15 protein-coding genes and 1 pseudogene are annotated in these 10465 nt (G+C 62.1%); 12 read left to right on the plus strand and 4 right to left on the minus strand.

The annotated features are described in order from the left end of the window. The 4 genes from GPA27_RS26795 to cobD all read left to right on the plus strand — a co-directional run. The coding region (locus GPA27_RS26795) for a biotin/lipoyl-containing protein (RefSeq protein ID WP_169143477.1) at positions 1-389 on the plus strand (389 nt) is incomplete at its 5' end. 8 nt (positions 390-397) lie between these two features. Continuing rightward, positions 398-1564, plus strand: a complete 1167-nt coding sequence (gene pabB, locus GPA27_RS26800; protein ID WP_169143478.1) for an aminodeoxychorismate synthase component I — start codon at positions 398-400, stop codon at positions 1562-1564. A 196-nt stretch (positions 1565-1760) separates the two neighbouring features. Beyond that, entirely contained in the window at positions 1761-2051 is a 291-nt protein-coding gene (locus GPA27_RS26805) for a hypothetical protein (protein ID WP_169143479.1), read from the plus strand. Positions 2052-2069: 18 nt separating this feature from the next. After that, on the plus strand, positions 2070-3107 hold the full coding sequence (gene cobD / locus GPA27_RS26810; protein ID WP_256223132.1) for a threonine-phosphate decarboxylase CobD: 1038 nt from the start codon (positions 2070-2072) through the stop codon (positions 3105-3107). A 1110-nt stretch (positions 3108-4217) separates the two neighbouring features. Here the strand turns inward: cobD and GPA27_RS26815 are convergent. Together GPA27_RS26815 and GPA27_RS26820 are read right to left on the minus strand one after the other, a co-directional pair. Beyond that, positions 4218-4628 carry a hypothetical protein gene (locus GPA27_RS26815; RefSeq protein ID WP_169143480.1) on the minus strand — a complete coding sequence of 137 codons (411 nt, stop codon included), beginning with the start codon at positions 4626-4628 and terminating at the stop codon, positions 4218-4220. A gap of 43 nt (positions 4629-4671) precedes the next feature. Next, a complete protein-coding gene (locus GPA27_RS26820) occupies positions 4672-4857 on the minus strand; it encodes a hypothetical protein (RefSeq protein ID WP_169143481.1) in 186 nt (61 codons plus the stop codon). A 53-nt stretch (positions 4858-4910) separates the two neighbouring features. On the opposite strand from GPA27_RS26820, the gene GPA27_RS26825 reads away from it, so the two are divergent. From GPA27_RS26825 to GPA27_RS26845, 5 genes are all read left to right on the plus strand, one after another. After that, positions 4911-5543, plus strand: coding sequence for a hypothetical protein (locus GPA27_RS26825; RefSeq protein WP_211165265.1), 633 nt, complete (start codon positions 4911-4913; stop codon positions 5541-5543). A gap of 236 nt (positions 5544-5779) precedes the next feature. Further along, positions 5780-6133 carry a DEAD/DEAH box helicase family protein gene (locus GPA27_RS26830; RefSeq protein ID WP_246261516.1) on the plus strand — a complete coding sequence of 118 codons (354 nt, stop codon included), beginning with the start codon at positions 5780-5782 and terminating at the stop codon, positions 6131-6133. Positions 6134-6464: 331 nt separating this feature from the next. Further along, positions 6465-6734: a CopG family ribbon-helix-helix protein gene (locus GPA27_RS26835; RefSeq protein WP_169143482.1), complete on the plus strand. Its 270-nt coding sequence runs from the start codon at positions 6465-6467 to the stop codon at positions 6732-6734. Next, positions 6734-7009 (plus strand): type II toxin-antitoxin system RelE/ParE family toxin, encoded by a 276-nt coding sequence (locus GPA27_RS26840; protein WP_041656042.1) that lies wholly within the window; start codon positions 6734-6736, stop codon positions 7007-7009. The genes GPA27_RS26835 and GPA27_RS26840 overlap by 1 nt, the downstream gene beginning before the upstream one ends. Positions 7010-7230: 221 nt before the next feature. Then, positions 7231-7605, plus strand: a complete 375-nt coding sequence (locus GPA27_RS26845) for a type II toxin-antitoxin system RelE/ParE family toxin (protein ID WP_211165266.1) — start codon at positions 7231-7233, stop codon at positions 7603-7605. A 65-nt stretch (positions 7606-7670) separates the two neighbouring features. Here the strand turns inward: GPA27_RS26845 and GPA27_RS26850 are convergent, their stop codons facing one another. Then, a complete protein-coding gene (locus GPA27_RS26850) occupies positions 7671-8072 on the minus strand; it encodes a type II toxin-antitoxin system MqsA family antitoxin (RefSeq protein ID WP_169143483.1) in 402 nt (133 codons plus the stop codon). 25 nt (positions 8073-8097) lie between these two features. Beyond that, positions 8098-8370 carry a type II toxin-antitoxin system MqsR family toxin gene (locus GPA27_RS26855; protein WP_269469660.1) on the minus strand — a complete coding sequence of 91 codons (273 nt, stop codon included), beginning with the start codon at positions 8368-8370 and terminating at the stop codon, positions 8098-8100. A 428-nt stretch (positions 8371-8798) separates the two neighbouring features. On the opposite strand from GPA27_RS26855, the pseudogene GPA27_RS26860 reads away from it, so the two are divergent. The 3 genes and pseudogenes from GPA27_RS26860 to tnpB form a co-directional block, all read left to right on the plus strand. Next, positions 8799-9677: pseudogene (locus tag GPA27_RS26860) on the plus strand (IS5 family transposase); the annotation flags it as partial. Between the two features lie 84 nt (positions 9678-9761). Then, positions 9762-10127: a transposase gene (locus GPA27_RS26865; RefSeq protein ID WP_169143484.1), complete on the plus strand. Its 366-nt coding sequence runs from the start codon at positions 9762-9764 to the stop codon at positions 10125-10127. After that, on the plus strand, positions 10124-10453 hold the full coding sequence (tnpB, locus tag GPA27_RS26870) for an IS66 family insertion sequence element accessory protein TnpB (RefSeq protein ID WP_169143485.1): 330 nt from the start codon (positions 10124-10126) through the stop codon (positions 10451-10453). Before GPA27_RS26865 ends, tnpB begins: the two co-directional genes overlap by 4 nt. Positions 10454-10465: the final 12 nt, after the last annotated feature.

The raw sequence follows: 10465 nt of genomic DNA on the forward strand, positions 1-10465 counted from the left end.
ACATCGAGCGCGGCAAGAGCCTCATCGTGCGCCAGACCGGCAGCAGCGACACGCCGGACGAGGAGGGCCGGGTCAAGGTCTTCTTCGAACTCAACGGCCAGCCGCGCCTGCAGCGCATCCCCAAGGCGGGGGCCGCGCCGACCGGGCGGCGCCACCCGAAGATCGACGAGGCCAACCCCAACCACATCGGCGCCCCGATGCCCGGCGCCGTCGTCACGGTCGCCGTGCGCGAAGGACAGCGGGTGCACAAGGGCAGTCCGCTGGTGTCGATCGAGGCGATGAAGATGGAGACGGTCCTCACGGCCGACCGGGACGCGGTGATCGCGCGCGTTGCCGTCCTGCCGGGCGACCGCGTCAATGCCAAAGACCTGCTGATCGAGTTCGCCTGACCACGACCATGGGACACCGGGAAAACGCCCTGCCGAGTGACGAAGCCGTGACGCGCTTGCGTTTCGACTTTCCGCATCTGGGCGAGCGAGAAGGACCGCTGGTTTTCGAGCAGCCCTCCGAGATCATCGTAGCGAACGACGTGTCGCAGGTCCGTGGCGCGCTTGCCCGCGCGGACCTCGCGGCTCGCGCGGGCAAGTGGGTCGCCGGTTTCGTCTGCTATGAGGCCGGGGCGGCCTTCGATGCGGCCTTTCGCTTTCATGGCCGGTCCGATCTTCCGCTCGTGTGGTTCGGCGTCTTCGACGAACCCATCAGCGCAGTCGCCCAAACTCAGGGGGCCGCGCCGCCATTCGATTGGGCGCTATCGACGAGCCGCCCACGGTATGACCGCGATATTGCCGCCATCCTTGAACACATCCGCGCGGGCGACGTGTATCAGGTCAACCATACGGTGCGCCTTGCCGGACGGTACGTCGGCGATTGGCACACCCTGTACTCGAGCTTGCGGGAGAAGCAGGCGACCGGGTATTGCGCCTGCATCGAGCTGGGTCGGCACCGCATCCTGAGTGTTTCGCCCGAGCTGTTCTTTTCCCGTGAGGATAGTCGCGTGACCTTCAAACCGATGAAAGGAACCGCACGGCGCGGCGCCTCGGAAACATCGGACCGCGCGTTGCGGGAATCTCTCGCGACGGCGGAAAAGGAGCGGGCCGAGAACCTCATGATCGTCGATCTCATTCGCAACGACTTGTCGCGAATTGCGGAGCCGCATTCCGTAACGGTGCCGTCGCTGTTCTCCGTCGAGAGATATCCGACGGTATGGCAGATGACCTCGACCGTGACCGCCGAAATCGCGCCCGAGATCGGTCTGGAACACATCTTCGCGGCGACCTTTCCCTGCGGATCGATCACCGGCGCGCCGAAGATCGAAGCCATGAAGATCATTGCGGAACTCGAAAGCGGACCGCGGGGAATTTATTGCGGTGCGATAGGCGTGCTGCGGCCAGGTGGTGACGCCGTCTTCAATGTTGCGATTCGCACGCTCGCAGTGGACACCATTTCCGGATCGGGCCAATACGGAGTCGGAGGCGGAATAACCGCCGATTCGCTTGCCCGTAACGAATACGACGAGGTTTTAGCGAAATGTTTGGTCGTGCAGGAATTATCGGCAATCGATTGACGATGAAGGCGGGGCGGACACGGGCGACACCCTGCGTGGAATTACTCCGGCCCGAAGGTGGCCGATAAAGAAGATTTCAGTTTATGGAAAGATGCCAGCAAGCACTCGATGGCGGTTCTCCCTCTCCACCCTGCATTCCCTCGCGTGTGGCGTCTTTCCCTTTTATTCCTGTTGTCGTGAGCTCCAGGAGAACAATGTGCCCAGAGATGCAGCGAAGAAACTGAAGCAGGCGTTTTCCGATGCGCAGGACGAGGCGCAACGCAAGGCGGCAGTGTTGGCATTGCTGCGGCACAGTCTCAGGCTCGGGCACCGGCGACTGTCACTAAAGCGCCTGGAAGATGCCGTCGGTTGCGGCGCCGCGCTCGAAGACGAGGATCTCCATCGCTGTGCGGAGCTGGTATTGCGGGCCAGTGATACGCATATGCATGCCAGGTTGGCGAGCTTGAGCCTTCAGCTCACACCCGTGAGCAACTCCAGCTCATTCTGAATAAGGTTCCTCCCGCTTGTGAAGATCGAAAACATGACGAACGGCCAAGGTGTCCAGTGCCCGGAGCACGGGGGCAGGCTGCGGGCTGCTGCGGCCCGCTACGGTATTCCGCTTGCGGATTGGCTCGACTTGTCGACCGGCGTGAGTCCCTACGGCTGGCCGGTGCCACCGCTTCCCGCCCAGTTGTGGAAGCGTTTGCCCGAAGAGGAGGACGGGCTGGAGGAGGCGGCCGCGAGTTACTACGGAAGTTCGCACGGGCTTGTCGTGGCCGGTTCGCAGGCCGCGATACAGACGCTTCCGCTGCTATTTTCGCGTAGCTCGGTGACCTGCCTGTCCCCCCTCTACAACGAACACCCTCATGCATGGAGGGCGCATGGGCACGCCATCTGTCTGCAACGCGGCGGCGATCTGTGCGGCGCATTGGCAGGCGGATCGCCTCATATCGTCGTGTGCAATCCCAACAATCCCACGGGTCAAAGCTATGGGCGCGCCGAACTGTTGGAGGCAGCCGCGTCGCTCAGAGCGCGCGGCGGGGTGCTCGTCGTCGACGAAGCCTTCATCGACGTGAATCCGGAGGAGAGCCTGGTCTCCATCGCAGGTTCCGACGTTGCGCCAAACCTCATCGTCTTGCGTTCCCTGGGCAAGTTCTTCGGTCTCGCCGGCGCTCGGGTCGGGTTCGTCTTCGCATCGGCCGACTTGCGCGAACGCCTGGTCTCCCGCCTGGGACCGTGGACGATTGCAGGGCCGTCGCGCGAGGTCGCGCGACTCGCGCTGGCGGATCGCTCATGGCAGCGGGACATGCGCCCGTACCTGCGCGAAGCCGGGCAGCGACTGGTACGGATGCTTGCACCGATGGGCGTAGTGGGCGCGACTGCGCTGTTCGCCACGGTCGCGCCACCGCGGGCCAGGGAATTCCACGAATTCCTCGCCAGCGTCGGCATTCTGACGCGGTATTTCAAGGACCACGGGCTGATCCGGTTCGGACTGCCCGACTCGGAGGAATCGTGGGAGAGGCTGGCCGCCGCGCTGGTGGAGACTCGGGATTCGCTCACGTGAGTGCCGGCCCGGTCATGGTCGTGTCGCCCTGCTCGTCGAAAATGGGGGGCGTCGCCGTCGGCGAGCCGGAGGGTGGGGGTGTCCGCGCTCGAGCTAGTCAAAGGCCCCATGCAGGTCGGCGACGAACTAGTCGTTCTGCAAATTGACTTTGTTGGTGTTCATTCGCACGACAGCGCATCCATCCACCACTTCGACATCCCATGACATTTGGCATCTCCTTGTAGTCTGTCGGCAGAATTCGACTGCTGTTCCTGATTGGCAGGCACGCCATCGCGACGCTGTCGTTCCGACGGCAATAGAATGTGAGTACGCAGCACGATGCGAAGACGATAGGTATTCGAGGTCTGAAATGACTCATAGAAAGCTGGTTGTCTTCTTCATGGCTCAAGAGTTGGAGTCTCCGCAAATGCGGGGGCGATTCATTCCGTCGGGTCGGTGGGCTGTGTGTCGAGAACTGGCGAGGATCAAGGGTAAGCTGGAGTGAGCCGACGCTCACTGCGTTTGCTTCAACGCGCGGCCATGTCGAGATGGCAAACCGCTGCGTTCGCGACGATTTTTGTTATGCTTATGTCGTTATTGGCGTAGGCTGTTTTTTCGTAAGATCGCATGGCGGTTTCCCGCCGATACTGGCCTTTGAATGCGATGTTCTTACGAAAAATTGAGCCTAAAGTCTTGATTTATCGAAATTGTGTTCCGGATTGTGGCTCCAGTTGTCACCGGTTCGATCCCGGTATGTCGCCCCATAAATTCAAGTACTTACGAGTTTTTGTAATGCTTGTAGCATCTTACGAAAATTACGAAATGCATCGTAAGTGCTTGTTTTAGCTGTGTTGAGCGCTGGACTGTAACTGCCCGGATATGGCATGCAACCGTGGAATTCCAGTCCCGCACCGCTGCAGGAAACCTGAGAGTGGTTGGGGAGGCAGGCGCCACCTGTTTGGCGCAGTTTGGTTCTTAGGGTAGCTCGGAAGCATAGAGGCATCACCCGGTGGCCAACGTTCGAATCCTCCAAACTTTGTAAGATCACCGGACCGACTGAGCGGTGTTGCCAATGGTCGGTGTGAATTCGCGAAGCGCATATGTCGGCGCAGAGACTCAGCAGCGCCGGAATCACGACAGGGCAGAGGACGCGTAGTCGGGCGATCGTAGGCAGTCGAATGGGGTGTGCGACGAAGCCCCGGGTTGGCCAGCCTGCCACCGCCCGATCCGGCCGCTCAGACCGGCTCTGTTATTCGCCAGCTGAACGTCATCACGCCCGCCAAAGTCGGCCACGACGAAAACGTTGGCGTCGAGCTCGGGTACGCGCACTTCCCAGTCCCATTCCAGTTTGCAGGCCTCCTGTTCGCGCACCCGACTGTTGAGCAGGTACAGCGCTACCCCTGCGGCGTCGGCGTCGAGCTCGGAGAGCAGCAGCTTCTGTTCCGCCCTGGAGAGCGGGTAGGGCTTGCGTCTGTCCGTCTCCGGCAGCGGGTCGATGATTGGCGCTTCCACAACCACGTCACGCCGTTTTCGTCCCGCCATCGCCGCGCACACTGCGTGAGTACGCGTGACACCGTGCGGAGGACTATGTTGATACTGCGGGCCTTGAGGCCCGTCTGCTTCCTTGCCCCTTTGTTGCGAGCGCCTTCTTCATGTCGGCGAGGGTTTCGTTGTAGATCTTGTCGACGGTAAGCAGGCCGATGAACGGATCCGCCTGCTTGATCGCGATGACCTCGCGCTCGATGCCGCGCTTGTAAGCGTTCTCTTCCACGTACCGCAGTGCGGCCTCACGGAAGGTATGCTTTCTGCGCTCGCGCTGGGCACATGGCTTGGCTGCTGGGCGATAGTGTCGAGATATCGCGTTCACGTCTATGGACGCTCGTCAAAGCGCTCGGTCCTTTGCCTCTCCTGCACCACTGGCAGGGGCCACTGCTGGACGGCCTGGGCGTGCGCCTTTGCACCCCCCTGAGCACGTTCAGGTACCCGCCCATCGGAAAACTGGGCGGCGTTCGTGTGAATCTTGGCGACCGGTTCGAGGACATCGTGTCGATGGGCGTCAACGCAGGCGTGCTCTCCCTCGAGCCCGACGCGTTGCCGGTCGATGCCGCGCTGCGTGTACCGGCGATCGCCGAGGACTTGCCGCCAAAGCGGGCTGCAGGAGGGAGCCCTTTGTTCGAACTCGGCAGGGTGGTCATGACGCCGGGCGTCGAGGACCTCCTCGACATGTTCCCGCGGCTGATCAACCGGTGCCTTGCTGCTTACACCCGTGGTGATTGGGGTGTAAGTGCCGACCGAGAGCTCAATGACGAGGCAGTGAAATCGGGCGAGGGCCGCATTTTGGCGGCCTATCCGATCGATCCGGCACGACCCCGCCGCGGTTATGCCGAAAACACGGTGTGGGTCATCACCGAAGCAGACCGGAGCGTGACGACGCTGCTCCTGCCCGAGGAGTACTGACCGAGCGGCCCCGGCTTGTACAGCTTCGGCCATTCCAACGTGATGTCTTTAACCCAGGCGGGGACTCGAACCCGCGGGGTTCGGTCTCCGCCGCGTTCCAGGAGACTCCCCCAGAGCCCGCAAACCTCGCGCTGTCCGACTTCGTCGACGAATTCGGAGACCGCCTCCTCGCGGCCGTCCGCCGCCAAAACCCGCCGATCTATGACGGCAAGCCCGATTCTCATCGGGATGCGCTGATGGATCGCCTTGCTCGCCGGCCGTTTCCGGCCCAGCGCGAAGCCGTTCAGGCCTTTACCCGCCTCCTGCTCGACGCCGGCGAACCCGCCGTCGTCCTCAACGCCGAGATGGGCACCGGCAAGACGATCATGGCGATCGCCGCGGGCGCGCTGATGCACGACGCCGGCTGCCGCCGCACCCTCGTGCTCTCGCCGCCCCATCTGGTCTATAAGTGGCGCCGGGAGATCAAGGCGACAACGCCCGACGCTCGCGTGTGGATCCTCAACGGGCCCGATACCCTGCAGAAGCTGTTCGCCTTGCGTGCCCTGCGCGCGGTGCCGGAACTGCGTCGAACGAACGGCAGTTCCGGCTGAGAAGCTACTGCAGATGGCGGGCTGCGCAAGTCACTCGAGGAACAGTTGCCCGTCGTCGGTCACACCGACCCGTCGCTTGATTGATTCATCTCCAATCACTAAGATTAAGATCGAATCGCTGCGAGAAGTAGGCCTTTGAAGAGCGGTCGCTACGGTCATGGGTGCGGTCGATGTGGTGTTCTGGCGTTTCGAGCGACCGCAATTTGTCGTGGCTGGGGATACAACCGACGCCGTGACGGCGGCGGAGCATCCTCCCCGAGCCGGGATAACCGAGGTGCTGGCTCCGGCAAGTTCCGATGAATCGTGTAATTCCAGACCCCGGAGAGTTCGAATGGCACAGACCGAAACCAAAGTACTGACTGCACATGTTCCCCTCCCGTTGGCGGAAAAAGTTGATCAGATGGCTGCCCGACTTGAACGATCGCGCGGCTGGATCATGAAGCAGGCGCTGTCGGCCTGGATCGACCAGGAGGAAGAGCGCAGCCGCCTGACCCGCGAGGCGCTTGCCGACGTGGACGCCGGTCGGGTCATCGACCATCAGGCCGTGCAGGCATGGGCCGACGGTCTCGGCACCGACACACCATTGCCGGTGCCGCGCTGATGGAGCTGAAGTGGACCGGCAAGGCGCTCTCCGACTTGGCGCGTCTGTACGAATTTCTCGCCCCGGTGAATAAGCCTGCCGCTGCGCGCACGATACAGGCGCTCACGGCTGCGCCGTCAAGTTTGCTGGTGAACCCGCGTATCGGCGAACGGCTCGATGAATTCGAGCCGCGCGAGGTGCGGCGGATTCTCGTTGGGCATTACGAGATGCGCTATGAGATTCAGGAATCGACGATCTACATGCTGAGGCTGTGGCACACCCGAGAGGATCGCTGACATGGCCTTGGCGCCAACCTATTAAAAGCCAGAGCGCAATTTGCCGGCCTGTGTGGGGCCGCCAACCAAGAGTACCTCTGTCTGGCGAACTTTGCATTGAGCGGCAGGTGTGCGATCGCTTTCTTGTTGCGCGAAAATAACCAACCGTGCCGCTCAATTGTGCCCTGTCGCGCCAAGTCGCACTTCCGGTGAGGTTGAGGTCTGTTGGAAGCGGTCAAGAATTGACCACGTGCAGAAGGGGAATTGATGAGCAGCACCCCGTATTTCTTGCCGGAAAACGCGCTCCAGTCCATGCTGCAGATCGGCGGTCGACGCTCGCATATGACGATCTGGGTCATCGCACTTACTGCGCGTATTTCACGCAGCGCGGCCCGGAAGTGTTGATCCTGCTGGCGGGCGGCGACAAGTCGACCCAGGCCAAGGACATCAAGACCGCCTTGAAGCTGGCCCCGGAACTGCAGGAGAAGGCGATGGCACTCAAACTGCTCAAATGGGACACGGATCGACGGCTTCGGCAGGGGGTACGGCTTTCGCACCTAATGTCACGTCTTGATTTCCGGCAGTTCGGCACGGAACTGATCCGAGCAGTCGCTTGATTTTGATGCTGGCCTTTCGTGACGTGTTAAGGCGAACAAGGTTGACGGCGACAAGTCCTCCCGGGTCAGGCGGTTCTGACCTCGTTGAGCAGGTCGGGGTGACGATCCAGCACTTTGAGTAGTTTCACCAGGGCCAGCGGCGGCTTGGTCTTGCCGTTCTCGTAGCGCGAGAAGGCATTGATACCGCCGCCGAAGATTTCGGCGGCTTCGCGCTGGTCAAGCGCGAGCTTCTTGCGCACGCTGGCGATGAAGCTAGGATCGACAATCGCCGCATTCACCTGCTTCGAGAAGGCGCGCATTTCGCGCATGACGCGATCCGATTCGGCCGCATCCAACACCGACTCGGCGCAGGCCGGGCAGAAGTCGCCCGTCACCGCCGCAATGGTGGTGGTTTCGCCCTTGTGCGTGTAGGGCAGGTCGCGGGTGTCGTGGATCAGTTCCGCCGCGCCGCACACAGGACATTTCATGGTCATAGCTCCTTGAAGGACACGATCAGCACGTCATCAAGACCGTCAGCTTCAGGTACACGTCGCCCGCCTGCGTGCTTGGGCGGTACACGTCCTGCCAGATCGTATGATCGGCGTGGGTGGTCATGCTCTTGTAGAAGTCCACAGGCGTGAGTGCCGTCACCACGGCCAGCATGTCGGAAAACTCAAACCCCAACTCGTTCGCGCCAGCTCGCGCCGCGTGGGTCGTGCGCACCTTACCCGCCTCAACCAAGGCTTTGACTACAGACAGCTTGCAGTGCGGGGTTCGTTTCTCCATAAGCGGATACTAACCTAGTTGGTTATATTTGGCAAGTTGGTTAGCAATACGAGTTTCGGAGTTCCTCGTTCAGGATTTTTCCTGGCAAGTGAGCGTTGGGGGCGTTTCGCTTCAGCTTACCCTTGATCCTCGCCAATTCGCGATACACAGTCCACCGACCCGGCGGAACTCCGCTTCGTTGGCCGTGACGACTACCAATCCACGCGGCAGACCGCAGCAGGCAATCTGGCTTGCAGTCGTAAGGACCAGAAGTGCGATTTGGCACGAAAGCGGCCATCGAGTGGCACGACTGCTTATTTGCGCGCCACATAATATGGCGCGATATTGCATTACGCGCCATATAGCAGGCCGTTGAAAAACCCCGGCCGCTGAACAGCGCCGGGACGGTAAAATTCAGGCATCTGACATTATTGAGGTTGCCGATACTGATGCGAGGCCAGGCAAGTCCGCAAAGCGCGATGTTCTCCTACGTGAGCCTTGAGGAACGCATCCCGGCTTCGCACCCGCTGCGCAAGCTCCGGGTGCTCGTCGATTCGGTGCTCGCTTCGATGGATGCCGAGTTCGACGCGATCTACGCACGCGTGGGCCGTCCGTCGGTGCCGCCGGAACGGCTGCTCAAGGCACTCCTGCTCCAGATCCTCTTCTCGATCCGCTCGGAGCGACTGCTGGTCGAGAGCCTCGACTACAACCTGCTGTATCGATGGTTTGTCGGCCTTGGCATCGATGACGGAATCTGGGATCACTCGACGTTCAGCCAGAATCGGGATCGGCTCTTCAACGAAGGGCTGGCGCGGATCTTCTTCGAGCGCGTGAAGGCGCTTGCGCAGTGGGGCAAACTCGCCAGCAGCGAGCATTTCAGCGTTGATGGCACGCTGATCGAAGCGTGGGCCTCGCACAAGAGCTTCAAGCCGAAAGACGGCAGCGGGCCGCCGGCGGGACCGGGTCGCAATCGGGAAGTCGACTTCAAGGGACAGCGGCGGATCAACGACACCCACGCTTCGACGACGGACCCGGACGCGCAGTTGTTTCGCAAGTCGCAAGGCGCCGAGGCGCGACTCGCGCACATGAGCCACATCCTGATGGAGAACCGCAACGGTCTCGTCGTCGATGTTGATACGACACCGGCCAATGGCACGGCCGAGCGCGAGGCGGCGCTGAGAATGATCCGGCGCCAGTGCCGGCGCGGCGCGACGGTCGGTGCCGACAAGGGCTACGACACGCGCGACTTCGTCGCCGGCTGTCGCAAGGCGGGAGTCACACCGCACGTGGCCGCGAAGCGCACCGGTTCCGCAGTCGACGGCCGCACGACAGTAAGCACCCGGCCAACTCATCTGTCTGAGACGCAGTAGTCCGTTGAAGATCGTGTCCACCAATTTTTGATGGTGGACACTATGGATGTCGTTATCCCGCGCCGACGCCGGCGCACGCACAGTGAAGCGTTCAAGCAATCTGTGATTTCCGCGTGCAGCGAGCCTGGGGTGTCGGTGGCGGGCGTGGCGCTGGCCAATGGTCTGAATGCGAACCAGGTGCGGCGCTGGATGCGCGAGCGCGGCATCGAGCCGCCAAGCCGTCGCACACCCGACGCCGTTGAGATTGCGGGGCGGGTCGAGCCCGGGTTCGTGCCGGTGCAGGTTGCGCCCGCAGCCGAGCCGATGATCCGCCTCGAAGCGCAACGGGGCATTGCCCGCGTGAAGCTTGAGTGGCCCATCCAGGCCGCCGAGGCGTGCGGGGCGTGGCTGCGGGACTGGCTCGCATGATTCGCATCGACGCGCTGTGGCTGTCGGCTGCGCCCCTGGATATGCGCGCAGGCATGGACTCGCTGCTCGCGCAGGTGGTGCGTGTGTTCGGTCAGGCGCAGCCGCATCATGCCTATCTCTTCAGCAACCGGCGCGGCACTCGGTTGAAGGTGCTGGTGCATGACGGCTTCGGCGTGTGGCTCGCGTGCCGGAGACTGAACCAGGGACGCTTTCACTGGAGCGATGGCGAGGGTGGTGTGGCGCTCACCCGCGCACAGTTCGACGCACTGGTGCTGGGGCTGCCGTGGCGCCAGCTCGGTGAGGACGGGGTGATCCGAATCCTTTGATCCGGCGCCATC

The sequence above is a fragment of the Aromatoleum toluolicum genome (assembly GCF_012911005.2).
GTDB classification, from domain to species: domain Bacteria; phylum Pseudomonadota; class Gammaproteobacteria; order Burkholderiales; family Rhodocyclaceae; genus Aromatoleum; species Aromatoleum toluolicum.

What these genes read in the sequence shown, in the direction of transcription:
- pabB (WP_169143478.1), top strand. Translation starts at nt 398, where the DNA reads ATGGGACACCGGGAAAACGCCCTGCCGAGTGACGAAGCCGTGACGCGC.
- GPA27_RS26815 (WP_169143480.1), bottom strand. Translation starts at nt 4,628, where the DNA reads ATGGCGGGACGAAAACGGCGTGACGTGGTTGTGGAAGCGCCAATCATC.
- GPA27_RS26825 (WP_211165265.1), top strand. Translation starts at nt 4,911, where the DNA reads ATGGCTTGGCTGCTGGGCGATAGTGTCGAGATATCGCGTTCACGTCTA.
- GPA27_RS26830 (WP_246261516.1), top strand. Translation starts at nt 5,780, where the DNA reads ATGGATCGCCTTGCTCGCCGGCCGTTTCCGGCCCAGCGCGAAGCCGTT.
- GPA27_RS26835 (WP_169143482.1), top strand. Translation starts at nt 6,465, where the DNA reads ATGGCACAGACCGAAACCAAAGTACTGACTGCACATGTTCCCCTCCCG.
- GPA27_RS26840 (WP_041656042.1), top strand. Translation starts at nt 6,734, where the DNA reads ATGGAGCTGAAGTGGACCGGCAAGGCGCTCTCCGACTTGGCGCGTCTG.
- GPA27_RS26850 (WP_169143483.1), bottom strand. Translation starts at nt 8,072, where the DNA reads ATGAAATGTCCTGTGTGCGGCGCGGCGGAACTGATCCACGACACCCGC.
- GPA27_RS26855 (WP_269469660.1), bottom strand. Translation starts at nt 8,370, where the DNA reads ATGGAGAAACGAACCCCGCACTGCAAGCTGTCTGTAGTCAAAGCCTTG.
- GPA27_RS26865 (WP_169143484.1), top strand. Translation starts at nt 9,762, where the DNA reads ATGGATGTCGTTATCCCGCGCCGACGCCGGCGCACGCACAGTGAAGCG.
- tnpB (WP_169143485.1), top strand. Translation starts at nt 10,124, where the DNA reads ATGATTCGCATCGACGCGCTGTGGCTGTCGGCTGCGCCCCTGGATATG.